Annotated in this window: 20 protein-coding genes; 4 read left to right on the top strand and 16 right to left on the bottom strand. The window is 68.6% G+C overall.

Features of this window, described 5'->3' with window-relative positions:
- Nucleotides 1-2: 2 nt before the first annotated feature.
- The 3 genes from LE190_RS19130 to LE190_RS19120 all read right to left on the bottom strand — a co-directional run bounded on the left by LE190_RS19130 (nucleotide 3) and on the right by LE190_RS19120 (nucleotide 3,150).
- Nucleotides 3-1,385 (bottom strand): phosphomannomutase/phosphoglucomutase, encoded by a 1,383-nt coding sequence (locus tag LE190_RS19130; RefSeq protein ID WP_225240196.1) that lies wholly within the window; start codon nucleotides 1,383-1,385, stop codon nucleotides 3-5.
- 198 nt (nucleotides 1,386-1,583) lie between these two features.
- Entirely contained in the window at nucleotides 1,584-1,913 is a 330-nt protein-coding gene (locus tag LE190_RS19125; RefSeq protein ID WP_225240195.1) for an H-NS histone family protein, read from the bottom strand.
- 136 nt (nucleotides 1,914-2,049) lie between these two features.
- Nucleotides 2,050-3,150: an MraY family glycosyltransferase gene (locus LE190_RS19120; RefSeq protein WP_225240194.1), complete on the bottom strand. Its 1,101-nt coding sequence runs from the start codon at nucleotides 3,148-3,150 to the stop codon at nucleotides 2,050-2,052.
- Between the two features lie 279 nt (nucleotides 3,151-3,429).
- Between LE190_RS19120 and LE190_RS19115 the strand changes: the two genes are divergently transcribed.
- Entirely contained in the window at nucleotides 3,430-4,287 is an 858-nt protein-coding gene (locus LE190_RS19115; protein WP_225240193.1) for a symmetrical bis(5'-nucleosyl)-tetraphosphatase, read from the top strand.
- Nucleotides 4,288-4,364: 77 nt separating this feature from the next.
- Here the strand turns inward: LE190_RS19115 and ilvD are convergent, their stop codons facing one another.
- From ilvD to LE190_RS19080, 7 genes are all read right to left on the bottom strand, one after another.
- A complete protein-coding gene (gene ilvD, locus LE190_RS19110) occupies nucleotides 4,365-6,227 on the bottom strand; it encodes a dihydroxy-acid dehydratase (RefSeq protein WP_225240192.1) in 1,863 nt (620 codons plus the stop codon).
- Between the two features lie 90 nt (nucleotides 6,228-6,317).
- Entirely contained in the window at nucleotides 6,318-7,031 is a 714-nt protein-coding gene (locus LE190_RS19105) for a lysophospholipid acyltransferase family protein (RefSeq protein ID WP_225240191.1), read from the bottom strand.
- A gap of 98 nt (nucleotides 7,032-7,129) precedes the next feature.
- On the bottom strand, nucleotides 7,130-8,410 hold the full coding sequence (locus LE190_RS19100; protein ID WP_225240190.1) for a dihydroorotase: 1,281 nt from the start codon (nucleotides 8,408-8,410) through the stop codon (nucleotides 7,130-7,132).
- Between the two features lie 11 nt (nucleotides 8,411-8,421).
- Complete coding sequence (locus tag LE190_RS19095) at nucleotides 8,422-9,399, bottom strand: aspartate carbamoyltransferase catalytic subunit (protein ID WP_224946570.1); 978 nt, start codon at nucleotides 9,397-9,399, stop codon at nucleotides 8,422-8,424.
- A gap of 2 nt (nucleotides 9,400-9,401) precedes the next feature.
- Entirely contained in the window at nucleotides 9,402-9,956 is a 555-nt protein-coding gene (gene pyrR, locus LE190_RS19090) for a bifunctional pyr operon transcriptional regulator/uracil phosphoribosyltransferase PyrR (RefSeq protein WP_225240189.1), read from the bottom strand.
- Nucleotides 9,943-10,335 carry a Holliday junction resolvase RuvX gene (gene ruvX, locus LE190_RS19085; RefSeq protein WP_225240188.1) on the bottom strand — a complete coding sequence of 131 codons (393 nt, stop codon included), beginning with the start codon at nucleotides 10,333-10,335 and terminating at the stop codon, nucleotides 9,943-9,945. Before ruvX ends, pyrR begins: the two co-directional genes overlap by 14 nt.
- A gap of 29 nt (nucleotides 10,336-10,364) precedes the next feature.
- A complete protein-coding gene (locus LE190_RS19080; protein WP_225240187.1) occupies nucleotides 10,365-11,021 on the bottom strand; it encodes a YqgE/AlgH family protein in 657 nt (218 codons plus the stop codon).
- A gap of 263 nt (nucleotides 11,022-11,284) precedes the next feature.
- Between LE190_RS19080 and LE190_RS19075 the strand changes: the two genes are divergently transcribed.
- Complete coding sequence (locus tag LE190_RS19075; RefSeq protein WP_225240216.1) at nucleotides 11,285-12,733, top strand: cryptochrome/photolyase family protein; 1,449 nt, start codon at nucleotides 11,285-11,287, stop codon at nucleotides 12,731-12,733.
- Between the two features lie 33 nt (nucleotides 12,734-12,766).
- Here LE190_RS19075 and LE190_RS19070 read toward each other — a convergent pair whose 3' ends face one another.
- From LE190_RS19070 to LE190_RS19045, 6 genes are all read right to left on the bottom strand, one after another.
- Nucleotides 12,767-18,214 (bottom strand): hybrid sensor histidine kinase/response regulator, encoded by a 5,448-nt coding sequence (locus tag LE190_RS19070; protein WP_225240186.1) that lies wholly within the window; start codon nucleotides 18,212-18,214, stop codon nucleotides 12,767-12,769.
- Nucleotides 18,215-18,234: 20 nt separating this feature from the next.
- Nucleotides 18,235-20,520, bottom strand: coding sequence for a methyl-accepting chemotaxis protein (locus LE190_RS19065; protein WP_225240185.1), 2,286 nt, complete (start codon nucleotides 20,518-20,520; stop codon nucleotides 18,235-18,237).
- 86 nt (nucleotides 20,521-20,606) lie between these two features.
- A complete protein-coding gene (locus tag LE190_RS19060) occupies nucleotides 20,607-21,152 on the bottom strand; it encodes a chemotaxis protein CheW (protein ID WP_225240184.1) in 546 nt (181 codons plus the stop codon).
- Nucleotides 21,149-21,538 carry a response regulator transcription factor gene (locus LE190_RS19055; RefSeq protein ID WP_369598442.1) on the bottom strand — a complete coding sequence of 130 codons (390 nt, stop codon included), beginning with the start codon at nucleotides 21,536-21,538 and terminating at the stop codon, nucleotides 21,149-21,151. Before LE190_RS19055 ends, LE190_RS19060 begins: the two co-directional genes overlap by 4 nt.
- A gap of 32 nt (nucleotides 21,539-21,570) precedes the next feature.
- Nucleotides 21,571-21,966: a response regulator gene (locus tag LE190_RS19050; RefSeq protein WP_224946577.1), complete on the bottom strand. Its 396-nt coding sequence runs from the start codon at nucleotides 21,964-21,966 to the stop codon at nucleotides 21,571-21,573.
- Nucleotides 21,967-22,134: 168 nt separating this feature from the next.
- A complete protein-coding gene (locus tag LE190_RS19045; RefSeq protein WP_029755924.1) occupies nucleotides 22,135-22,287 on the bottom strand; it encodes a rubredoxin in 153 nt (50 codons plus the stop codon).
- Nucleotides 22,288-22,379: 92 nt separating this feature from the next.
- Here LE190_RS19045 and thiD point away from each other — a divergent pair, with 92 nt between their 5' ends.
- Entirely contained in the window at nucleotides 22,380-23,183 is an 804-nt protein-coding gene (thiD, locus tag LE190_RS19040; RefSeq protein ID WP_225240183.1) for a bifunctional hydroxymethylpyrimidine kinase/phosphomethylpyrimidine kinase, read from the top strand.
- A gap of 14 nt (nucleotides 23,184-23,197) precedes the next feature.
- A complete protein-coding gene (hemL, locus tag LE190_RS19035; protein WP_225240182.1) occupies nucleotides 23,198-24,493 on the top strand; it encodes a glutamate-1-semialdehyde 2,1-aminomutase in 1,296 nt (431 codons plus the stop codon).
- Nucleotide 24,494 lies beyond the last annotated feature (1 nt).

Here is a 24,494-nt window from a genome sequence, read left to right as displayed (position 1 = left end):
CCTCAGAACGGCAGTTCCGCGTCCGGCTTGGCCGCCAGGATCACCGACTTGAACTCGGCCTGGATGCGCGCCAGGGCCGCCGGATCCTCGCCTTCGAAGCGCAGCACGACCACCGGGGTGGTATTCGAGGAGCGGGCCAGGCCGAAGCCATCCGGATATTCCACGCGCAGGCCGTCGATGCCGTTGATGCTGGTGGAGCTCGGGAAGCTGGCGTTGGCGCGCAGGCTGTCGATCAGGGCGAAGTTCTCGCCCTCCTTCAGGTGCAGGTGCAGTTCCGGGGTGCTCGAGGCGATCGGCAGGCTGTTCAGCAGCCTGGAGGGGTCGGCTTCCCTGGACAGGATCTCGAGCATGCGCGCGCCGGCATACAGGCCGTCGTCGAAGCCGTACCAGCGGTCCTTGAAGAAGATGTGGCCGCTCATCTCGCCGCCCAGCGGCGAACCGGTTTCCTTCAGCTTGGCCTTGACCAGCGAGTGGCCGGTCTTCCACATCAGCGGCTTGCCGCCGGCCTGCTCGATCCAGGGTGCGAGGTGGCGCGTGCATTTGACGTCGTACAGGATCTCGGCGCCCGGGTTGCGCGACAGGACGTCGCTGGCGAACAGCATCATCTGGCGGTCCGGGAAGATGATCTGGCCGTCCTTGGTGACGATGCCGAGGCGGTCGCCGTCGCCGTCGAAGGCCAGGCCGATCTCCGCGTCGGTGTCCTGCAGGGCCTTGATGAGGTCCTGCAGGTTTTCCGGGTGCGCCGGGTCGGGGTGGTGGTTCGGGAAGTGGCCGTCCACGTCGCAGAACAGTTCGACGACGTCAACGCCCATGCCGCGGAACAGGTCGGGGGCGAAAGCGCCAGCCACGCCGTTGCCGCAGTCGACCGCGATCTTGATCGGGCGCGCGATCTTGACGTCGCCAATGATGCGTTCCAGGTAAGCGGCACGGATGTCGTGGGTGCCGTATTCGCCGCGCTGCTCGGCCACTTTACCGTCATGGGCGGCGATGCTGTCGTGCAGGGCCAGGATGGCGTCGCCGTAGATCGCCTCGCCCGCCATCACCATCTTGAAGCCGTTGTAGTCCGGCGGGTTGTGGCTGCCGGTGACCATGATGCCCGAGCGGGTGTCGAGCACGTTGGTGCCGAAGTAGACCATCGGGGTAGCGACCATGCCGAGGTCGATCACGTCGACGCCGGCGTCGCGCAGGCCTTCGGCCAGGGCCGCTGCCAGGCCGGGGCCGGACAGGCGGCCGTCGCGTCCGATCACGACCTTGCGCTCTCCCTTGGCCAGCGCGGCGGCGCCAAAGGCGCGGCCGATATCGCGCGCGATGCCTTCGTCGAGCGTCTTGCCGATCACGCCGCGAATGTCATAAGCCTTGAAGATGGTTTTCGAGAGAGGGAGCATGGTTTCCTTGAAAAGCGGGAGGCGCGGGCGTGCATGAGCCGCCGGGGAATCGGCGCCGGATGATCGGGGTGGCTAGTTGGAGGAATGACAAATGCGGCTATTGTAGCGGCAAGCAGCGTCGCGTGGGAATCGGACGGACCGCTTGCGCGCGCGGTGCGCGGCCGCCGGAGCGGCCGCGGAGGTGACCCGGGCCTGCGTTCAGACGCGCAGCTTGTCGAGCGACTTGCCGCCCTCGACCCATTCCTTGACCCATTTCGGCTGGCGGCCGCGGCCAGTCCACTGCTGCGACGCATTGTCGGGGTGACGGAAGCGCACGGCGACGGTATTGCCTTTATTCGACGCGCCCTTGGCGGCGCCGCGGCCGCCGGTGGCGAGCAGGTCCTTGAGGGGCACGCCAACGCTTTGCGCGATGGCCAGAATCTGTTCGCGCGCTTTTTGCACTTCCTGTACTTCGCGCGTTTTCATCTCCTGCTTGATTTGCTCCTGCAGGTTGCGCAAATCGCTTATGGACAAATTGGACAGATCCATCTTGGTTCCCTCGTCAGTGAAAAGTTGAAACAGATTAAAGCAGCTTGATGCAGCCTTCGTTACAGAATCCGTTACAGAATCTGTTACAGCATGGCGAGAATCTCACCAAATTTCGCGACATACTATCATTAATATTTCATTTCCGCTTTTTATTGTGCAGGAAAAGCCAGCGTGGCGACTTAAATCGAACAATACGCGCATATAACCAGAGGTAACTGATTATAAACAACAAACTGAAGAAGATCAGAAGTCCGGTGTTTTTCCAGAACACGGTTGCGGGAATCACTGCCATCAAGGAAAAGAGCCATAAATAGGGCGAGGTGCGTGCGTTCCGTTTCATCAATGCGCGCGCTTCACGCGGACCGACGGTCCATTGCACGATGCGGCGAAATATCAGGCTATGCAGATGAATACCATCCGGTAGTGCCGGCGATTTACCGCGCACGAACATCCGGCGATAGGCCGAGAATAAGGTTTCGAATGCGGGATAGATCAGCAGCAGCGCGGCGTACCAGGTCGACACGCCAGGATTGCGCATCACCAGCAGCAGTGCGAGTTCGCCCAGCATGAAACCGATGAAGTAGGCGCCGCCATCGCCGAGGAATATCAGGCCGACCGGGTAATTCCAGATCAGGAAACCGGCCGTGGCGCCGGCCACGATCAGCGCCGTCACCAGCACGTACATGTCACCCACCTGCAGCGCCACATAGGCCAGCGACAGCAGCATGCAAATGCTGACCATGCTGGCCAGGCCATTGAAACCGTCGATAATGTTGACCGCATTCGCAATACCGGCCACCGCCAGCACGGTCAGCGGCAGCACCAACAGGTTCAATTGCAGCGGCAGCACGCCCCAGGGTAAATCCAGACGCACCAGTTTCGCGCCGAGCAGGTAATACGCGAGCAATGCCGCAAGCATCGTGAGCAGCAGCCGGCGGCCCGGGGAAACGCGGCCGGTACAGTCTTCGAGGATGCCTCCGGCCATGGCGATGAATGCGCATCCGATCAGCGATGCGAGCCACGGACCGAGGGTCAATTCGCGCAGCGTCGAAATGGCGCCACTGAATAGGACCGCGAGAAAGATCGGGATTCCGCCGATACGCGCGACCGCATGGGTATGGAACTTCTGCACACCTTCATAATCGCTGTCCAGCGCCGCGCCATTGCGCTTCGCGTACTTAATCACCAGCAGGGTCAGCAGCGCGCAGGCTACGAAACTGACGAAAAAGGAGAACATTATTATTCTTTCGGTGCAATTACGTGAGCCGCTTTCGCATGCGCGTCCGCGGAATAACCACGGCACGCCGATCCCGCAAATGGTCGCCCATTGTACCGGAATGGACCGCGTTTTCCGGAAGCGGATACGCGGCTGTGCACCCTCATTCGACTGGATCAAATGCGCGCATCATCCCGCCCTGCGGCATGCGCCGCAGCGTCTCTGCGTGAAATCATTTAGTATCCGAAAATGCCGGCCACCCGGCACCGCTTACTTCGCATCACCAGGACGACAATCACCATGAGAACCTATGCCATCGGCGACCTGCAGGGCTGCGCCCACGAAGCCCGGCTCCTGATCGAACGCATCGCCGACGACGCCCTGCAGCACGGCGCGGAAGCACCGCGCATCCTGTTCGTTGGCGACCTGATCAACCGCGGTCCGGATTCGCTGAGCGCGCTGCGCCGGATGAAGGCGCTGTCCGAGGCCGATCCCGGCCGCATCGAAGCCCTGCTCGGCAACCACGACCTGCACCTGATCGCGGTTGCCGCCGGCGCGCAGCGCGCCAGCCGCTCCGATACGCTGGAAGAGATTCTGGCCGCGCCCGACCGCGACGACCTGGTCGCCTGGCTGCGCCAGCGCCCCCTGGCGATGTTCGTCGACGCCCACCTGCTGGTGCACGCCGGCGTCGCCCCGCAATGGGATGCGGCGCAGACCATGGCGCTGGCGCACGAGGTGGAAAGCGCGCTGCGCGGCCCCGACTGGATCGATTTCCTGCGCGAGATGTACGGTAACGAGCCGGACCGCTGGGACGAGGGACTCAGGGGCAGCGCGCGCCTGCGCTGCATCGTCAATGCGCTGACCCGCATGCGCCTGTGCGCGCCGGACGGGCGCATGGACTTCCTGCACAAGGAAAGCGGTCAAGGGCCGCAAGGCTCGGACCTGCTGCCCTGGTTCGATCTGCCCCAGCGCCGCACCCGCGACGTGACCGTGGTGTTCGGCCACTGGTCGGCGCTGGGCCTGGTGCTGCGGCCGAACCTGGTGGGCCTGGACAGCGGCTGCGTGTGGGGCGGGAAGCTGACGGCGGTGTGCCTGGACGACCGCTCGCTGCTGCAGGTGGATTGTCCGGAATACCGCGAGCATGGCGGCAAACAGTAGCGTGGGTGGCGTCCGGTCGCGCCGTGGTTTGCAGACGGCGCCTGGACGCGTGGGCAAGGGACTTGCCCACCCTACGGTCAGCGCTTGAGCTGTGACAGGTCGCGCACGGCCCCACGATCCGCCGACGTCGTGAGCGCCGCATAGGCCTGCAGCGCCTGCGACACATAGCGCTCGCGCCCCGCCGGCTTCCACGCATCCGCACCGCGCTCTTCCATCTTTCCACGGCGATGCGCCAGTTCCTCGACGCTCACGCGCAGCTTGATCGTGCGCGCGGGAATGTCGATGTCGATCATATCGCCCTCTTCCACCAGGCCGATCGCGCCGCCTTCGGCCGCTTCCGGCGAGGCGTGGCCGATCACCAGGCCCGAGGAGCCGCCCGAGAAGCGTCCGTCCGTGAACAGCGCGCAGGCTTTGCCGAGTCCCTTGGACTTGATGTACGAGGTAGGGTACAGCATCTCCTGCATGCCCGGACCGCCCTTCGGACCTTCGTAGCGGATGATGACCACGTCGCCAGCGTGTACCGTGTCACCAAGGATGCCCTCGACCGCCGCGTCCTGGCTCTCGAACACGCGCGCCTTGCCGGAGAATTGCAGAATGCTCTCGTCCACCCCTGCCGTCTTCACGATGCAGCCCTTCTCGGCGATGTTCCCGTACAGGACCGCCAGGCCGCCGTCCTGCGAATAGGCGTGCGCGCGGTCGCGGATGCAGCCCGCGCTGCGGTCGAGGTCATTGGCCTCGAAGCGCTCGGCCTGCGAGAAGGCGACCTGGGTCGGCACCCCGCCCGGCGCCGCGCGGAACAGCTGGTGCACGGCGCGGTCGTCGCTGCGCTTGATGTCGTACTTCTCGATCGCTTCACCCATCGTGGGGGTGTGCACGGTGGGGAGCGAAGTATCGAGCAGGCCGGCGCGCGCCAGCTCGCCCAGGATCGCAAAGATGCCGCCGGCGCGGTGCACGTCTTCGATGTGGTACTTGTCGGTCATCGGCGCCACCTTGCACAGGCAGGGCACCTTGCGCGAGATGCGGTCGATGTCGGCCATGCTGAATTCCACGCCGGCCTCGTGCGCCGCCGCCAGCAGGTGCAGCACGGTGTTGGTGGAACCGCCCATCGAGACGTCCAGCGCCATCGCGTTCTCGAACGCCGCCCTGGACGCGATCGAGCGCGGCAGCACGGAATCGTCGTCGCCCTCGTAGTGTCGCCTGGCGATGTCCACGATCAGGCGGCCGGCGCGCAGGAACAGTTCCTTGCGGTCCGCGTGAGTGGCCAGGATGGTGCCGTTGCCCGGCAGCGACAGGCCCAGCGCCTCGGTCAGGCAGTTCATCGAGTTCGCCGTAAACATGCCCGAGCAGGAGCCGCAGGTCGGGCAGGCCGAGCGCTCGACTTCCGCCACGTCGGCGTCCGATATCCTGCTGTCGCCGGCCTGGATCATGGCGTCGACCAGGTCGAGCTTGATGATCTTGCGGTCATTATTCACGACCTTGACGACCTTGCCGGCTTCCATCGGACCGCCGGAGACGAACACGGTCGGGATGTTCAGGCGCATCGCGGCCATCAGCATGCCGGGGGTGATCTTGTCGCAGTTCGAGATGCATACCATGGCGTCGGCGCAGTGGGCGTTGACCATGTACTCGACCGAGTCGGCGATCAGGTCGCGCGAGGGCAGCGAGTACAGCATGCCGCCATGGCCCATGGCGATGCCGTCGTCGACGGCGATGGTGTTGAATTCCTTGGCCACGCCGCCGGCCACCTCGATCTCGCGCGCCACCATCTGGCCCAGGTCCTTCAGGTGCACGTGGCCGGGCACGAACTGGGTGAAGGAATTCACCACGGCGATGATCGGCTTGTCGAAGTCGCCGTCCTTCATGCCGGTGGCGCGCCACAGGGCACGCGCGCCGGCCATGTTGCGGCCCTGGGTGGTGGTGCGGGAACGGTAGGTGGGCATGCTGGTCTCCTCGGCGGGCTGGGCAAAGCACCAGCGTGCCCTGCTGGCTGTGAGTTGTCCAATATATGATTCAGCGCGCTGTGATACGTTTTACGTATCAGTGACGACGTGCGCCGCGAGCGCCGTGCCGATCGCCGCCTGGGCCACCCTGGCCAGGTCGCGCCGGTGCGCGCCGGTGGCATCGATCGGGGCCAGGCATTGCAGGCGGGCCTGCACCGGCTCGCCCTCCAGGATACGGAACAGGCTGTCCACGAAGGTGGTTTCGCCCACATACGCCACCGACGCGTGGTAGCTTCCCGCGGCGTCGACATAGCTCAGCGCATACGGCTGCACCGCGACCCCGGCATCGATCGCGGCCTCGAACAGGTTGGCGTGGAAGGGCAGCACCTCGCCCTGCAGCGAGGTGGTCCCTTCGGGGAAGAAGGCGACCCGCTGGCCGCCGTGCAGCACCGCCACCAGGCCCTTGAACAGGTGGCGCAGCTCGCGCCGGTTGCCGCGCGCGATGAAGACGGTGCCGGCGCTGGCCGCCAGCCAGCCCAGCACCGGCCAGGAGCGGATCTCGGCCTTGGCCACGAAGCGGCAGGGGTAGAGGGCGTTGATCACGAAGATGTCGAGCCAGGACACGTGGTTGGCCACCACCAGCGCATGCGCGGCCGCCGGCGCGCCGGGCAGCTGCGCCAGGCTTACCCGGCACAGGCCGAGCAGGCGGCGCGACCAGCGCCGCGTCAGGCGCTCGCGCAGGGCGCGCGAGGCGAGCGGGAACACCAGCGCGGACGTCGCCAGGCCCGCCACCAGGTGGACCATGACGCGCGCCAGGCGCAGTGAACGGAGAAGGCCCGGCCGGAGCTTCACGAGAAGAAGGAGAAGGCAAGCTGGCGGACGGCGGGCGCCGTCCGCCCGGCTCAGCGCTGGAAAGCCACGCGGCCGCGCACGACCGTCGCGCGCACCTGGCCGGCCAGCTCGTAGCCGAGGAAGGGCGTGTGCTTGCCCTGGCTGGCCAGCGCCTTGCGCTCGACCTTCCAGCGCGCCTCGGGATCGAACACGATCACGTCGGCCGCCGCGCCTACCGACAGGGTGCCGGCCGGCAGCCCGGCGATGCGGGCCGCCTCGACGGTGACCTTGGACAGGGCCTGCGCCAGCATGTCGCCATGGCGCTGCTCTTCGGCCCACTTCAGCGTCAGCGCCAGCAGCAGCTCCAGGCCGGTCGCGCCGGGTGTCGCTTCGGCGAAAGGCAGCAGCTTCTCGTCGTCGTCGACCGGCGTGTGGTCGGAGCAGATCGCATCCACGGTGCCGTCCAGCAGCGCGTTGCGGATCGCGTCGCGGTCGCGCTGGCTGCGCAGCGGCGGGTTGAAGCGCGCGTTGGGGTCGAAGAAGCCGATGTCGGCGTCGGTCATGTGCAGGTGGTGCACGCCGACGTCGCAGGTGAGCGGCAGGCCTTCCTTGCGGGCCGCGGCCACCAGCGCCAGGCCGGCGGCGGACGACATGCGGCACAGGTGCACGCGCGCGCCGGTGGCGCGCATCAGCTCGAAGATCGTGTGCAGGGCGATGGTCTCGGACATCACCGGCACGCCCGACAGGCCCAGGCGCGAGGCCAGCGGGCCGCTGTGGGCCACCCCGCCGCGCCCGATGTGGGCGTCCTGCGGGCGCAGCCAGACCGTGTAGCCGAAGGTCCGGGCGTACTGCATGGCGCGCAGCAGCACGGTGGTGTCCAGCACCGGCACCTCGGCCTGCGAGAAGCCGATGCAGCCGGCCTCGGTCAGCTCGGCCATCTCCGTCAGGGACTGGCCCTTCAGCCCCATCGTCAGCGCGCCCAGCGGGTGCACATTGGCCTGGTCCAGCATGCGCGCGCGGTGCTTGAGCATCTCGACCAGGCCCGGTTCGTCCAGCACCGGATCGGTGTCCGGCGGGCACACCAGGGTGGTCACACCGCCCTGCATCGCCGCCCGCAGTTCCGATTCCAGCGTCGCCTTGTATTCGTAGCCCGGCTCGCGCAGGCGCGCGGACAGGTCGACCAAGCCGGGGGCGACCACCAGGCCGGCCGCGTCGATGGCCTGGTCGGCATGGAAGCCCGCCGGCGCGGTGCCGCGGGCGGCGATCACGCCGTCGGCAATGAACAGGTCCTGGACCGCGTCGATGCCGTTCGCCGGGTCGATCACCCGGCCGTTCTTGATATGCAGTTTCATCTGTCCGACCTTCACGCCCTGCCTCCCGCCAAAATACTCATCACTGCCATGCGCACCGCGATGCCGAAGGTCACCTGCGGCAGGATCACCGCCTGGCTGCCGTCCGCCACCGCCGAATCGATCTCGACCCCGCGGTTCATCGGTCCCGGGTGCATCACGATCGCATCCGGCTTGGCCAGGGCCAGGCGTTCCGGGGTCAGGCCGTAGCTCTTGAAGTATTCCTGGGCCGAGGGCAGCAGCGCGCCGCTCATGCGCTCGTTCTGCAGGCGCAGCATGATGATCACGTCCACGTCCTTCAAGCCTTCATCCATGCTGGTGAAGGTACGCACGCCCATTTCCGCCAGGCCGCCCGGCAGCAGGGTGTGCGGGCCGATGGCGCGCACTTCCGGCACGCCCAGGGTGGTGAGCGCATGGATGTCCGAGCGCGCCACACGGCTGTGCAGGATGTCGCCGACGATGGCCACCCGCAGGTTGGTGAAGTCCTGCTTGTAGTGGCGGATCGTGTACATGTCGAGCAGGCCCTGGGTCGGGTGCGCGTGGCGGCCGTCGCCGGCGTTCACCACGTGCACGTGCGACTGCTGCGTCTCGATCAGGTGCTTGGCGATCAGGTAGGGCGCGCCCGACTGCGCGTGGCGCACCACGAACATGTCGGCGTGCATGGCCGACAGGTTGTCGATCGTGTCCAGCAGCGACTCGCCCTTGCTGGCCGACGACGCCTGGATGTTCAGGTTGATGACGTCGGCCGACAGGCGCTTGGCCGCGATCTCGAAGGTGGTGCGGGTACGGGTGCTGTTCTCGAAGAACAGGTTGAACACGCTCTTCCCGCGCATCAGCGGGACTTTCTTGACTTCGCGGTCGGAGATGCCCACGAAGCTCGAGGCGGTATCGAGGATGTGGTTGATGACCGCCTTGGGCAGGCCTTCGATGGTGAGCAGGTGCTGCAGCTCGCCGTGCTGGTTCAGCTGCGGATTGGTAAACAGTTTCGGCATGATCAGTGGGAAGCGTCGGAAGCGGCGGAAGCGTCAGTAGCGGCGGAATCGTCTTCGATGGTCAGCGCCAGCTGGCCGGCGGCGTCGCGCTGCAGGCACAGCGACTGCTGCGGGGCCAGCTCGGCGCGGGTGCCGACATAGTCGGCCGCCACCGGCAGCTCGCGCCCGCCCCGGTCGGCCAGGGCCGCCAGCCGGATGCAGGCCGGGCGGCCGTAGTCGAACAGCACGTTGATCGCGGCGCGCACGGTGCGGCCGGTCTGCAGCACGTCGTCCACCAGCACGACCGTGGCGCCATCGACCGGGAAGCGGATGTGGGTCGGCTTCACGTCCGGATGCAGGCCCTTCCTGGCATAGTCGTCGCGGTAGAACGAGACGTCGATGGTGCCGAAGCGGCTGGTGAGGTCGAGGTCGCGCGCCAGGCGTTCGGCCAGCCAGGCGCCGCCCGAATGGATGCCGACGATGGCGGGCTCTGGCACCCCGTCCAGGCCCGCGCGGACCTGGCCCAGCAAATCGCGGTAGAGCGCCTCCGCGTCGTAGGCGTGTTTAGATGTTGGCATGAGCGTCGAAGTATTGTTGCAAAATGATGGCGGCCGCCTTGGCGTCGATGATCTCGCCCCGCTTTTTCGGGATGACGGCGGATGAATAGCGCTCGTCGACGAGTTCGACGGGCAGGTTGTAGCGGCCGTGGAGCTGGTTGGCGAAGCGGCGGCTGCGCAGGGTCATGTCGTGCTCGGCGCCGTCGGGATGGCGCGGCTCGCCCACGACCAGGCGCGCCGGCTTCCATTCATTGATGAGTTCGCCGATGACCCGGAAACGGGTGGCGTTGTCGACCGCCTGGATGACGGTCAACGGCTGGGCTTGCCCAGTGAGGCTATTGCCCATGGCGATGCCAATACGCTTCAGCCCGAAGTCGAAACCCAGGACGATCTCAAGCACAAGCCGACTCGGACACGCGAGCTCCTTCTTTATGCATGGCCGGCTTCGGTGGCAAGCATGAGCGGATCGATTCCCAGCAGCTTGATGGCGGCGGTATACCGGTCCTCGATCGGCAGGTCGAACAGGACACGGGCGTCGGCGCCGACCGTGAGCCAGCCGTTGCGCGCGATTTCTTCCTCGAGCTGGCCCGGGCTCCAGCCGGCATAGCCGATCGAGACCAGCATGCGGGCCGGACCGGCGCCGCTGGCCACCGCTTCCAGCACGTCGATCGAGGTGGTGAAGGCAACGTCGTCGGTAACGGTGAGCGAGGACGAATAGCGCCCGCCCGGGGAATGCAGCACGAAGCCGCGGTCGTCCTGGACCGGTCCGCCGAACATGATCGGCTGTTCCGCTACCGAGGAGCGCAGGCCGGGGGCCAGCTTCAGGTCGACGCGGTCGAACAGCACCGACATCGTCATGTCGGTCGGCTTGTTGATCACCACGCCCAGCACGCCCTTCTCGTTGTGCTCGCAGACGTAGACCACGGTGCCGCCGAAGATCGGGTCCTGGATCGATGGCATCGCGATCAGGAAGTGATTGGCAAGGTTCAGGCCGGACGCGACGGGGCCGATCTTGCCCAGCGCTTCGTCGGGTTCCGGCGGCCTGCCCGGCATCGCTAGAGTGCTGCCAACTTTGCTTTTTTTCATACGATTGCTCTCACACGGGGCTCACTCTGGTTAAGCACCGGGGCGCCGCGGGCGGCGTCCTGGAACGCGAAGTGTCCACAAGCCAATATTAGGCTTTTCGATAGTTTACACCGAATCCGCCCGGGGCCCATCGAAGCGCCCCGCTTCGGGCGCCTGGACACGCTGGCAACGACCCGCCTCTGTCCCGTCCAGCTGCCGGGACGGCGCTTTAGGAAGAATCCTACCCAGTACAATCCGCCGACACTTTGACCCTGCACACGATGATGAAAATGAGCAACAGCCTGCTATGGTTCCGGCGTGACTTGCGGGCATTCGACCATGCGGCCCTGCACCGGGCCTTGACCTCGTCAAACTGTGTGCATTGCGTCTTCGTGTATGACAGCGACATACTCGATCCGCTGCCACGCGACGACCGGCGCGTGCGTTTCATCCACGCCAGCCTGGCCAGCCTCGACGCCGAACTGCGCAGGCTCGGCGGCTACCTGATCGTGCGGCAGGGCCGCCCTCTTGAAGTGATTCCGTCGCTTGCGGCCGAGCTGGCCTGCGACGCGGTATGGGTATGTGCCGATTATGAACCCGACGCGGTCGAACGTGACGCACGGATGGCGGCGCTGCTCGCCGCGCAGGGTCGGAAATTCCTGAGCGTAAAAGACCAGGTCGTCTTCGACAGCGGCGAAGTACTGACCCTGGCAGGCGGGCCGTTTTCCGTGTTCACGCCCTACAAGAAGGCCTGGCTCAAGCGCCTGGCGGCGCAGCCGGAAGCGCTGGCCGCCTACCCGGTGGACGCGCATGCCGATGCCTTCGCCGCGCCCGCCGGGCCGGCGCGGCTGCCCACGCTGGCGCAGCTCGGCTTCGCCGAGGGCCCGCTGCCGGCAGCGGCCGGCATGGAAGGGGCGGCCGACCTGTTCGAGCGCTTCCTGGCGCGCCTGCCCGACTACGGCCGGGCGCGCGACTTCCCGGCGGAAGACGCGAGTTCGCGCCTGTCGGTGCACCTGCGCTTCGGCACCACCTCGGTGCGCCACCTGGTGCGCAGCGCGCGCGAGCTGCAGGACAGCGGGGCCGGCGGCAGCGGCGCCACGGTCTGGCTGTCGGAACTGGTCTGGCGCGAGTTCTACATGATGATCCTGGCGCGCCATCCGCAGGTCGTCGCGCGCGCTTTCAAGCCGGCCTTCGACACGCTTGCCTGGGACGAGGGTGCGGCGGCGGACGCCCTGTTCGCCGCCTGGTGCGAGGGCCGCACCGGCTACCCGCTGGTGGACGCCGGAATGGCCCAGCTCAACCACACCGGCTTCATGCACAACCGGCTGCGCATGGTGACGGCCAGCTTCCTGACCAAGGACCTGGGCATCGACTGGCGCCGCGGCGAGCGCTACTTCGCGCTCAAACTCAACGACTACGAGCTGGCCTCGAACAACGGCGGCTGGCAGTGGGCGGCCTCGACCGGCTGCGATGCCCAGCCGTGGTTCCGGATCTTCAACCCGGTGACGCAGTCGCAGCGCTTCGATGCGCAGGGCGACTTCATCCGGGAATGGGTGCCGGCGCTGGCGCGCCTGGGAGCGAAGGAGATCCATGCGCCATGGCTGCTGGCGCCCGCGCTGCTGGCCGAGCGCGCAGTGGTGCTGGGGCGCGACTATCCGCTGCCGGTGGTCGAGCACGACGCGGCACGCCGGCGTACGCTGGAACGCTTCGGCCGCCTGAAGAAGACGCAATAAAAGGACCGCGCCGCGGCCCGGCCCGCAAGCGCGTCAGCCAGGCACCCCCTGGCCCAGCAGACTCCCGATCGCCGCCAGCAGCACCGGTTCCTGGTAGGGCTTGCCGAAGTACGCGTTCACCCCCAGCCCCATCGCATAGTTGCGGTGCTTGTCCGCCGTGCGCGAAGTGATCATGATGATCGGGATGTCCGCCGTGGCTTCGCGCGCGCGCAGTTCGCGCGTCAGGTCGAAGCCGTCCATGCGCGGCATCTCGATATCGACCAGCATCAGGTCCGGCCTGGCCCCTTCCAGCTGCTCGAGCGCGTCGACCCCGTCCTTGGCCAGCATCACCCGGTAGCCTTCCCGCTCCAGCAGGCGCTGGGTGACGCGGCGCACCGTGATCGAATCGTCGACCACCATGATGCGCGCGCGCTCGGCCGGCGGCGCTTCCTCGGCCGGCGGCGCCGGCTGCGCGGCGGGGCGCTGGGCCAGCACCACCGGATCGAGGATCAGCACGATCTCGCCGGTACCCAGCACCGTGGCGCCGGCGATGCCGGGCACGCGCGCCAGCTGCGGGCCGATGTTCTTGACCACCACTTCGCGGTTGCCCAGCACCTCGTCCACGCGCAGCGCGATGCGCCCGCTGGCGCCGTGCACCACCAGCACGGAATTCACCCGCTGCAGCGGCGCGCCCTTGCCGCCCTTTCCTTCTCCCAGCAGCGCATCGAGCGCATGCAACGCATGCGGCTGTCCTCCGACGGCGAGGGTGCCGGCCGCCTGGGCCGCCGCCAGCTCGCTGTCGCGCACCTGCAGCACCTGCTCGACCAGGGTCGAGGGCAGCGCATGGGTACGGCCGGCACTGGCCACCAGCACCACCTGGGCCACCGCAAGCGTCAGCGGCAGGTGGATGGCAAAGCGCGTGCCCTGCCCCGGCTCGGCCGACACCTGCACCCGCCCGCCCAGCGCTTGCGCCTCGGAACGCACCACGTCCATGCCGACCCCGCGGCCCGCCAGTTCGGTGAGCGCGTCGGCGGTCGAGAAGCCGGGCTCGAAGATCAGTTCCGCGGCCTGCTGGTCGCTCATCGCCTGGTCCGGCCCGAGCAGGCCGGTGGCGCGCGCCTTGGCGCGGATCCGGTCCAGGTCGAGCCCCGCGCCGTCGTCGCTGAACACGATCGCCACCTCGTTGCCGTGCTGGCTCACCTGCACCAGGATCTCGCCGGTCTCCGCCTTGCCGGCGTCCAGGCGCGCTGCGCGCGGCTCGATGCCGTGCACGATCGCGTTGCGCAGCAGGTGCTCGAAGGGCGCTGCCATCTGTTCCAGCACGCTGCGGTCGATTTCCACCGAGCCGCCGCGGATGTCGAGGTTGACGCGCTTTTCCAGCTCCTTGGCGGTCTGGCGCGCGATGCGGAACAGGCGCTCGGACAGGTTCGAGAACGGCACCATGCGCACCCGCATCAGGTCGCGCTGCAGCTCGCGCGTCATGCGCGCCTGCGCCGCCAGGTCTTCCGCCGCACTGTCCACCGTGCGCGACAGGCCCTCGTGGAAGGCTTCCACGTCGTTGACGCTCTCGGCCATCATGCGGGTCAGTTCCTGCAGGCGCGTGAAACGGTCGAACTCGAGCGGGTCGAATTCGCGCTCGCCGGCGATCGACAGGCGCGACGCGATCTGCGACTCGGCCTGCATCTCGATCTCGCGCATCTGGCGCCGCAGGCGGTCGAGGTTGTCCGTGAAGTCGGACAGCGCGCCCTTCAGCGAACCGACCTGGTTTTCCAGGCGCGAGCGCGTGATCGACACTTCGCCGGCCTGGTTGACGACCCGGTCGAGGATGTCGGCGCGCACCCGCACCAGCGGCGCGCGCGCGCCCGGCTGCTCGGCGGGGGCGGCCGCCGCCGGCGCCCGCGCAGGCTGCGGCGCGGACGGGCGCTGCAGCTGCTCGAACAGCAGCAGCGCGGCGTCGTAGCTGGCCAGCAGTTCGTCGAAGGCGGCCGGGGTGCTGGTCCCGGCATGCACCATGTTCTCGATCTGGGTTTCCAGCTCGTGGGTATGCTGGCCGAGGCGCATCGCGCCAGCCATGCGCGCGCTGCCCTTGACCGTGTGCAGGGCGCGCTGCAGGCCCTGGGCGATCGCGTCGTCCTGCGGCTGCTGCTGCCATTGGCGCAGGCCCTTGCCGATCTGCGGGAACAGGTCGGCGCCTTCTTCCAGGAACACCGGCAGCAAATCCGGGTCGAGCTCGTCGGTGAAGAGCGGACCGGCGGCCAGGCCGCTGTCGGGCTGCGCCGGGACGGCGTCGGGGCGGGGCTCCGGCGCGTGTGCCGGTTCGGTTCCGGCTGCGGGCTCCGGTTCCGCCACCGGTTCAGCCACCGGTTCGGGTTCGGGTTCGGGTTCAGGTTCGGGCAGCACGGCGTCGCCGGCCAGCTCCGGCACGTCCTCCAGCGCGGCCTCGTCCGGCGTGACCGGGACGAACACCGGTTCCGGCGCGGCCTGGTCGAGCGCCGGCGCGGCGTAGGGATCGTCGAGGAAGCTGTCGAACAGGTTGTCGATCTCGTTGACGGCGCTGGCCTTCTGCTGCGCTTCTTCCGCTTCGCGCGCCGCCGGGTCCGGCAGCGGCGGCGGTCCGTCGAGCAGCGCGGCATAGGCGCTGGCGAACAGGGTGTCGAGCTGGCGCGCCAGGGCCGGCTCCACCGTGCCATACACGCTGGCGGCCTGCTGGCTGGCCAGGCGCGCCAGCAGCGCATCGAGCTGGGCCAGCAGGTCCGGCTGCGACGGCGCCAGTTCGCCCAGGGCGAACACCTGCAGCATGGTGCGCATGCGCGCCAGGCTCGCCTCCAGCAGCGCGAGGCCGGCCTCGTCCAGGTTCGGCCCAGGCAGCGCCAGCTTTTCCAGCACCAGCTCCAGCGCATGCGCAAGCGCATGCAGCGCGCCGAAGCCGACCGTGGACGAGGTCCCGGCCAGCGTGTGCGCGGCCTTCAGGGCGTCGGGCGCGGTGCGCCCTTGCGGCGCGGCGCGCCAGGCCGCGAATTCCTCCGCCAGCACGGCCACCAGGGCCGCGGTCTCGTCCAGGTACACGCTGTACAGGCCGAGCGGAATCTCGAGTTCGCCGACGCGCTTGACGGCGGGGGCAGCGCCGGCGGCAGGCGCCGTCCCGGTGTTCGCTTCCAGGTGCGCTTCCAGGTCGGGTTCCAGGTCCGGCGCCAGGGTCGGCTCCGGGCCAGACTCCGCAACCGGTTCCAGCGCCATTGCCGGGACATCGTCGGCGGCCGCTTCCGGAACAGCGTCCGGCACGGGGGCGGGCGACGCCCCGGCAGCGGCATCGTCGTGTCCGGCATGCGCCGGTCCGCCTTCCTGCACCCGCGCCGCGGCCTCCACGATGGCAGCGCCATCGCGCGCCGACTGCCCGCCGGCGGCCAGCTCGACCACCCAGGTCCCCAGTTCTTCCCGGGCCTGGTCCAGCAAGGCCAGCAGCGCCGGGGTGGCGGCGCGCGCCTCCGACAGCCACAGGTTCAGCACGCGCTCGACCGCGGCGGCGGCCTCGGCGAAGCGCTCCAGGCTCACCATGCGGCTGCTGCCCTTGAGCGTGTGGAAGGAGCGGCGCAGCAGCATCAGGGTTTCCTGGCTGTCCGGATGCGCGTGCGCCTGCGGCAGGGTGTCGCGCACCAGGCCCAGCACCTCCCCGGCTTCCAGGATGAAGATCTCGAGCAGTTCCGATTCGACGCTCGCTGCCTGTGGCGCGGCGATCCCGGGCGCCGGCTGCGGCTGGGCCTCGACGTATTCGAAAGGCAGTTCGCGCAGCAGGCGCTGGCCGGCATCGAAGCGGAAGCGTCCGCTGGCAGCCTCGCTGTTCTGCGCCAGCAGGTCGGCGAAGAAGCCGAGCGCACCGATGTTCTGGGCGATGTTGTGCAGCGCACCCGACTGCGCCTCGAGGTCGCCGTCGCCTTCGGCCAGCGCCCCGACCGCCTCGGCCACGTGGCCTGCCGCCAGCACCGCCTGCTCCTGGTCGAGGATGGCCAGCGCTCCCTGCAGGCCGTGCAGCACCGGCGCGGCCTGGGCCAGCACTTCGCGCCGGTTCGGCCGGTCGTAGTAATCGTCGAGCAGTTTCTCGACCTGGCGCAGGCCGGCCTTGATCTCGCCGGCCAGCACCGCCACGGTCTGGCCCTGCTGGATCTGGCGCGCCAGCTCGCCCTGCCATTGCGGGGCGTCGGGCGGGGTTTCGCCTGCGGCCAGCGCCAGCAGGCGCGCACCGACTGCTTCCGCGTTCTCGGCGAAATCCTGCGGCAGCTGGCGCAGCTGGTCCAGGCCGTTCTCGACGAACAGCATGGCGGCCGCCATCTCGAGCTTGACCTCGTCGCCGCGGCCGGCCTGCAGGGCGTCCTGCGCTGCGCGCCCGAGTTCGCGCATCAGCTGGGCCAGCGCCGGGGCACCCAGCTTTTCACTGGCGCCGGCCAGGCGCGCCAGCTGCCGGCCGAAGTCGTCCTGCAGGGCCAGGTCGCCTTCGCTGGCGATGCGGTCCCAGTCCGACTTGCTGCGGGCCAGCGCCTCGCGCGCTTCCTGCAGCACGGCCTGGTCGATACGGCCATAGCGCCGTACCGCATAGTCGTGCGGCACCATGCCGTCCAGGCCCAGGGCCTGGCGCAGGCGCGCGGCGTCCGGATTCGGCGTTCCTTCGGCCGCGGCCACGAAGAACAAGGCGTCGCGCAGCATCGCGTCCGGCGTGCCGCCCTGGCCCTGGGCCAGGCGGCGCAGCTGCAGGTTGACCTGGCCGAGCAGCTGCTTCACGTACAGGTCGGGCCCCAGCGCGCCGTCGGCCACCACGCCGGCAAAGGCGTGCATCGCCTGCCAGAACAGGCGCCCACGACCGTCCTGCTGGCCGGCCGCCACTGGCGCCAGCGCGTCGCGCATGCCGGCCGCATGCTGGGCCTCGCCGCTCTTCAGGTAGGGCAACAGGGCTTTTTCGAAACGCGCGCGGCAAGCTGCGATGTCGAGCGTCATGTCGGGCACGTTGGCGGCGGGCAGGCCGGTGTCGGACGCCGGCAGCGCGGCGCCCTCGCCCAGCCTGGCCGGCAGCAGGTCGGACGGATGGATGCGCTCCACGCCGAGCCGCTCCTGCAGGTCGCGGTAATAGGGAAACAGGCGCGCCGGCTGCTGGGGGCTGCCGGCCAGCAGCTCGTCGAGGTATTCGACCAGGGCCTGGTAGGCATCCTGCACGGCCTGTACCGATTCCGGCGTGCAGGGCAGCTGCCCGTCCTTGAAGCGCTCGATCAGCCGTTCGGCTGCGCTGCCCAGCACGCCGGCACCCTCGACATCGACCAGCTGCAAGGCGCCATGGGCCTGGTGCAGGTGGGTGCGGGCATGCAGCAGCAGGGTCGGCTGGGCTTCGAGGCTGCGCGCTGCGGCGTCGCGCAGGGCCGCGCCCGAACGCCCCAGCGCATCGCGGATCTCGCCGATCACCCAGGACAGGGGACCGGTATCGAAGGCGGGTGCGCGCGGCGGGAAAGGGTTCGTCATGGGCTCGTGTAATCGGTGAATCAGGCTGCCACGCGGAAGCGCGACACGGAATCCTTCAGTTCCTGCGCCAGCAGCGCCAGCTCGCGGATCGACTGCGCCGTCTGGCGCGTGCCGCCCTGGGTCTGCTCGGTAACCGACAGGATGTGCTGCATGGTATGGGCCACGCCGTTGGCGGAGGTGGCCTGCTGCCCGGCCGCGGCGGAAATCCCCTGGATCAGCTCCGCCAGGCGGTTCGACACGCGCGAGATATCGCTCAGGGCCGCGCCGGCCGCATCGGAAAGGCGCGCGCCCTCGACCACGCCCTGGGTCGATTTTTCCATGGCCGCCACCGCGTCGTGGGTGTCGGCCTGGATGGTGCGCACCAGCGCGCCGATGCCCTTGGCCGCTTCGGCCGAGCGCTCCGCCAGGCGCTGCACTTCCTCGGCCACCACCGAGAAGCCGCGTCCCGCTTCACCCGCCGACGCGGCCTGGATCGCCGCGTTCAGCGCCAGCACGTTGGTCTGTTCCGTGATGTCCGAGATCAGGTCGGTGATCTCGCCGATCTCCTGCGAGGATTCGCCCAGGCGCTTGATGCGCTTGCTGGTTTCCTGGATCTGTTCGCGGATCTCGTTCATGCCCAGGATCGCGTTCTGCACCGCCTGCGCGCCCTGCTCCGCCGCCGCCACCGACTGGCGCGCCACGTCGGCCGATTCGGTGGCCGAACGCGACACGCTGGAAATCTGGGCCGCCATCTGCAGCACCGTGCTCGACGCGTCCTGGATCTCGCGCGACTGCGCCTCGGCCGCGCCCAGCAGTTCGGTGGACACGGCCTGGGCGCCGGCCGCCGCGCCGGTCACCTGCCCGGCGGTCTTGATGACCCGCAGCACCAGGCCACGCAATTCCTCGACCGTGTAGTTGACCGAGTCGGCGATCGCGCCGGTGATGTCTTCCGACACGGTGGCATGCACGGTCAGGTCGCCGTCCGCCACTTCCTGCAGTTCGTTCATCAGGCGCAGGATCGCCGCCTGGTTCTGGTCGTTGGTGGCCTTGGCTTCTTCTTCCTTGGCCTGGGCCAGCTGGCGCATCGCCTCGGCTTCGCGGCGGCGCGCCTCGGCGCCGCGGGTACGGTTGCGCGAGTCCTGCAGCATCACGCGGCTCAGGCTGCCGCCCATGGCGAGCGTGAACACCGAGGCGCCCACCAGCACCCAGAACCAGCTGCTGCGGATACCCAGCTGGTAGCGGTATTCGGACTGCAGGCGCGCCAGCGAGGAACGCAGGCCTTCGCTGTCGCGCGCGATCACCGCCTCGGCGCTGCGCGCGGCGGCGAAGCTGTGCTGGTTGGTCGAGAGCGGCGCCAGCCCTCCCTGCCAGGCCTGGAAGGCGCTGCGCGCGTCGTCCAGGCGCGCGCGCAGGCCCGGATCGGCCGCCGCGCCCGCGCCTTCGGACAGGGCCGCCAGCAGGGTGCCGAGGTCCGCGCTGTCGCGCGCGATGCCGCGCGCGGCATCGCGGTGGGCGCCGCCGGGCGCCATGAAGGCGTGGGTCGCCACCGACAGGCGCTCGCTCAGCAGCGCCAGGCGGGCGCCGGCGGCGGCCTCGCGCGGACTGTCCTGCAGGCGTTCGGCCAGGGTGCGCAGTTCGGTGGCCAGCGGTTCGTAGCGCTTGACGGCGCCGCCGTAGCCGACCAGGTGGCGCTTGTTGCCGACGATGGTGGCGGCCGCCGCGTTCGAGGCCGACCAGGCGGCGCGCGCCTTGCCCAGCAGGCCGGACAACTCGTTCGAGGCGGCCGGCACCGCATGGCCGCCGGACTGGCCGCCGCGTGCCAACAGGGTCAGCAGGCGTCCGACTTCGGCGCGGCTGTCATCCAGTTCGGTGAAGGCGGACGGCTCGCCGCGCAGCGCGTTCGGGGCCGACTTGGCTACCCGCTGCGAGTGCATCAGGGCGTCGGCCGCGACCTGGCCCTGGGTCGAGACGACGTCGGTGCGCGCCGCGTTCTGCCACATCGCCAGCACGGTCAGGAGAATGCCGCCGACGAAGGCGGCCAGCACCAGGCGCAGCTGGCGCGACAGCGACATGTGGCCGATCAGCGGCAGGCGCAGGTCATCGGGGTCGGCCGGGGCGGCCGCGAGCGGCTTGCGCGGACGGGTATTGCCGAGCCGGCGCGCTGCCGCGTCGGCCGAGCCATGCACCGGGCCTTCGGCGGAAGCCGGCGCGGACGGATGCTGGGGCAGCAGGCCAGGGCCGAACTGGGTGTCGGGCGAGGCCAGGACGGTGTCTTCGTCCTCGTCCTTGGTAAATGCGTTGATGCTGAGTTTCGAGGCGAATCCCATACCGGCTCCTGGTCCTACGATCGATGGACGCGCCGCCTGGCTGCGTCGGTGTGTTTGAATGCGGTGGCTGTTCCGGCTGCCCGCTGTCAGCCGTCCGGCTCCTGGGCGACCTGCAGGAAGCGCTCCTCGCGCACCAGGGCCGCCAGCGACAGCGGCGTCCACAGCTGGCCGTCGGCGTCGCACAGGGCCTCGCCCACGCGTTCCATGGCGCCGGCCTGGCGCAGTCCGTACACGCGCTCGGCCAGCAGCGCGCAGTTGAAGCCGAGCGCGGGAGCGAAGGTCACCAGGCGCATGCCCGGGGCGGCCGGCGCCGCGCCGTCTTCTTCGCCCAGGTAGCGCGCCAGGTCGATCACGCCGACCAGGCTGCCGCGCACATTGGCCAGGCCAAGATACCAGGGAACGGTGAGGGGCACGCGGGCGATCGGCGCCAGCGGCACGATCTCGCCTGCCTCCAGCAGGTCGAGCAGGTAGCGGGTGCCGCCCAGCTGCAGGCCGAGCTGCTGGATCGGCGCGCCCTCGCCGCCCCTGGCGGCCTGCATGCGCTCGAGCAGCTGCTGCTGGTAGTCGCGCAGGCGGGTGCGGCGGGCGGCCGGATCGGCGCTGCCCTGGCGTGGCGCCGGCGCGTCCTTCATGCGGCGGCGCTGGCCGGCTGCTGGTCGAGCGAGGCGATGCTGGCCAGCAGCAGCGCCGGATCGACCGGCTTGACCAGGTAGTCGCGCGCGCCCTGGCGCATGCCCCAGATACGGTCGGTCTCCTGGTTCTTGCTGCTGCAGATGATGACCGGGATCGCGGCCAGCTCCGGGTCGCGCGCGATCGAGCGCGTCACCTGGAAGCCGTTCGCGCCCGGCATGACCACGTCCATCAGGATCAGTTGCGGGCGCTCGGCGCGGATCTTGTCGATCGCCTCGCCGCCATTCACGGCGGTGGTCACGGCAAAGCCCGCGCGCACCAGGATATCGGTCAGGTAAAAGCGTTCGGTCGGGGAATCGTCGACGATCAGGATGTTATGTATGGCCACCTTGGGCTCCGGGGTCGGTCAGGTCAGTCAGGTCAGTCGCGGGCGGCGGTGTGCTCGCGCACGGCCGCCAGCAGGCTGTCCTTGGAAAACGGCTTGGTGAGATAGGCGCTGGCGCCGACCATCGCGCCGCGCGCGCGGTCGAACAGCCCGTCCTTGGACGACAGCATCAGCACCGGCGTAGCGTGGAACCGCGCGCTCTTCTTGATCAGGGCGCAGGTCTGGTAGCCATCCAGGCGCGGCATCAGGATGTCGCAGAACACCAGCGCGGGGTGGTGGTCGTTGATCTTGGCGAGCGCATCGAAGCCATCGTCGGCCAGCACCACCGTGTAGCCGGCCTGGGTCAGGAAGATTTCGGCGGAGCGGCGGATCGTGCTGCTGTCGTCGATCACCATGATGGTCAGGCCGTTTGCTTGCGGCGATGTCGTCATTTTCGTTTCACTTCAGCATGAAGCGCCACGATAGCACAGGGTTTTCCCCTTGTGCGCAGGAGTGTTGCAGTACGTCAACTGTTGCCTGCAGATTGGATTAACGTCTTGCAAACTCAACTGTCAATAAGGCAATGGCAGGGTGGGCGGACCGTGGCCCGCCCGGTGAAATCAGATGGCGGTCATCTCGAAATCGTCCTTGCGGGCGCCGCATTCCGGGCAGGTCCAGTTCATCGGGACATCGGCCCAGCGGGTGCCGGGCGCGATGCCGTCGTCCGGCGCGCCGGCGGCCTCGTCATAGACCCAGCCACAGATCAGGCACATCCAGGTCTGGAAAGGGGCCGTCGAATCAGTACTCACAATATGCTTCCTTCTATCTAGTAAAATGCGGAATCAGGTATCTTAATCCAGGCGTCGTGCAAAACCAACCGTTCCCCCTCATCCTGACATTTGGCGTGTCCGACCCGGTCGGCGCGCTCGGCGTGCAGGCCGACCTGGCTGCCTTCGCCGCGCACGGATGCCACGGACTGTCGGTCGTGGCGGGACTGCTGGTAGCCGACAGCGCCAAGATCGAGAACCTGCACGAAGTCGACAGCGACTGGATGGCCGACCAGGCCCGGGTGCTGCTCGAGGACATGCCGGTGGCGGCCTTCAAGGTCGGCGCCGTGGCGACCGTCCTGCAGCTGGCGGCGATCGCCGAGATCGTGTCCGACTACCCGGATGCACCGCTCATCCTCGACCCTTTCCTGTCGGCCCTGCCCGACTCCGGCCTGGCCGACGAGGAAATGCTGTCGGCGATCCGCTCGATCCTGGCGCCGCAGACCACAGTGCTGATGCTGTCGCAGTCGGAACTGGGCCGCATGGCCGAGATCTGGCGCGAGCCCGGCACCGAGGGCTCGCTGCTCGAGGACGTGGCCGAGCTGACCGATGCGGGCTGCCAGTACGTGCTGGTCACCGGCACCCGCGACGAAGCGGGCGCCTGTTCCAACACCCTGTTCGACGCCGGCGGCATCGTCGCCCGGGTCGAATGGAAGCACCTGCCGGGGCCGTTCGTCGGCGCCGGCAATACCTATTCGGCGGCCTTCACCGCCCTGATGGCCCAGGGCATGGAAGCGCCTGCGGCGCTGTTCGCGGCCCAGGAATACACCACCGGCGCCCTCGAGCACGCGCAGCGCTTCGGCATGGGCAAGTTCATCCCCAACAAATTCTACCGGTGCTGAAAAGCCCGCACATCATGACCACTGACTCCACTTCCAAGAACGAGATCCTGTTTGCCCGCGCCCAGCAATCGACGCCGGGCGGCGTGAACTCGCCGGTGCGCGCCTTCCGCTCGGTGGGCGGCACGCCGCGCTTCATCACCCGCGCCGAAGGGCCGTATTTCTGGGACGCGGACGGCAAGCGCTATATCGACTACATCGGCTCCTGGGGCCCGGCCATCGTCGGCCACGCCCACCCGCAGGTGATCAAGGCGGTGCAGGCCGCGGCCGCAAATGGCCTGTCGTTCGGCGCGCCGACCGAAGGCGAGATCGAGATCGCCGAAGAGATCTGCCGCCTGCTGCCCTCGATCGAGCAGGTACGCCTGGTCTCGTCCGGCACCGAGGCCACCATGAGCGCGCTGCGCCTGGCGCGCGGCGCCACCGGGCGCGACAAGATCGTCAAGTTCGAAGGCTGCTACCACGGCCACGCCGATTCGCTGCTGGTGAAGGCCGGCTCCGGCCTGCTCACCTTCGGCAACCCGACCAGCGCCGGCGTGCCGGAAGACTTCGTGAAGCACACCCTGGTCCTCGACTACAACAACATCCCGCAGCTGGAAGACGCCTTCGCCTCGATGGGCGACACCATCGCCTGCGTGATCGTGGAGCCGGTGGCCGGCAACATGAACCTGATCCGTGCGACCCCGGAATTCCTGCAGCGCATGCGCGAACTGTGCACGGAATACGGCACCGTGCTGATCTTCGACGAAGTGATGTGCGGCTTCCGCGTGGGCCTGGGCGGCGCCCAGGAACTGTACGGCATCACGCCCGACCTCACCGCGCTGGGCAAGGTGATCGGCGGCGGCCTGCCGGTGGCGGCCTTCGGCGGGCGCGCGGACCTGATGCAGAAGATGGCACCGATCGGCCCGGTGTACCAGGCCGGCACCCTGTCGGGCAATCCGGTGGCGGTGGCGGCCGGCATGAGCACGCTGAAGCTGATCCAGGAGCCGGGCTTCTACGAGCGCCTCGGCGCCGCCGCCCAGCGCCTGGTGGACGGCCTGACCGAGGCGGCCACGGAAGCGGGCATCCCGTTCTGCGGCGACGCGGTGGGCGGCATGTTCGGCTTTTACTTCAACCACGACATCCCGTCGACCTATGGCCAGATGATGGCCGGCGACAAGGAGCGCTTCAACCGCTTCTTCCACGGCATGCTGGACGAAGGCGTGTATTTTGCCCCGGCCATGTTCGAGGCCGGCTTCGTGTCGGCCCAGCATACCGATGCGGTGATCGACGAGACGGTCGAGGCGGCGCGCCGGGTGTTCAAGCGCATCGGCTGAC

Source organism: Massilia hydrophila, assembly GCF_020208145.1.
Lineage (GTDB): Bacteria > Pseudomonadota > Gammaproteobacteria > Burkholderiales > Burkholderiaceae_D > Telluria > Telluria hydrophila.
This window is presented reverse-complemented; position numbering and strand designations above follow the sequence as displayed.

Bases quoted from the DNA above. Each gene is read 5' to 3' on its own strand.
- LE190_RS19130 (WP_225240196.1), bottom strand. From the start codon at position 1,385: ATGCTCCCTCTCTCGAAAACCATCTTCAAGGCTTATGACATTCGCGGC.
- LE190_RS19125 (WP_225240195.1), bottom strand. From the start codon at position 1,913: ATGGATCTGTCCAATTTGTCCATAAGCGATTTGCGCAACCTGCAGGAG.
- LE190_RS19120 (WP_225240194.1), bottom strand. From the start codon at position 3,150: ATGTTCTCCTTTTTCGTCAGTTTCGTAGCCTGCGCGCTGCTGACCCTG.
- LE190_RS19115 (WP_225240193.1), top strand. From the start codon at position 3,430: ATGAGAACCTATGCCATCGGCGACCTGCAGGGCTGCGCCCACGAAGCC.
- ilvD (WP_225240192.1), bottom strand. From the start codon at position 6,227: ATGCCCACCTACCGTTCCCGCACCACCACCCAGGGCCGCAACATGGCC.
- LE190_RS19105 (WP_225240191.1), bottom strand. From the start codon at position 7,031: ATGGTCCACCTGGTGGCGGGCCTGGCGACGTCCGCGCTGGTGTTCCCG.
- LE190_RS19100 (WP_225240190.1), bottom strand. From the start codon at position 8,410: ATGAAACTGCATATCAAGAACGGCCGGGTGATCGACCCGGCGAACGGC.
- LE190_RS19095 (WP_224946570.1), bottom strand. From the start codon at position 9,399: ATGCCGAAACTGTTTACCAATCCGCAGCTGAACCAGCACGGCGAGCTG.
- pyrR (WP_225240189.1), bottom strand. From the start codon at position 9,956: ATGCCAACATCTAAACACGCCTACGACGCGGAGGCGCTCTACCGCGAT.
- LE190_RS19080 (WP_225240187.1), bottom strand. From the start codon at position 11,021: ATGAAAAAAAGCAAAGTTGGCAGCACTCTAGCGATGCCGGGCAGGCCG.
- LE190_RS19075 (WP_225240216.1), top strand. From the start codon at position 11,285: ATGAAAATGAGCAACAGCCTGCTATGGTTCCGGCGTGACTTGCGGGCA.
- LE190_RS19070 (WP_225240186.1), bottom strand. From the start codon at position 18,214: ATGACGAACCCTTTCCCGCCGCGCGCACCCGCCTTCGATACCGGTCCC.
- LE190_RS19065 (WP_225240185.1), bottom strand. From the start codon at position 20,520: ATGGGATTCGCCTCGAAACTCAGCATCAACGCATTTACCAAGGACGAG.
- LE190_RS19060 (WP_225240184.1), bottom strand. From the start codon at position 21,152: ATGAAGGACGCGCCGGCGCCACGCCAGGGCAGCGCCGATCCGGCCGCC.
- LE190_RS19050 (WP_224946577.1), bottom strand. From the start codon at position 21,966: ATGACGACATCGCCGCAAGCAAACGGCCTGACCATCATGGTGATCGAC.
- LE190_RS19045 (WP_029755924.1), bottom strand. From the start codon at position 22,287: ATGTGCCTGATCTGTGGCTGGGTCTATGACGAGGCCGCCGGCGCGCCG.
- hemL (WP_225240182.1), top strand. From the start codon at position 23,198: ATGACCACTGACTCCACTTCCAAGAACGAGATCCTGTTTGCCCGCGCC.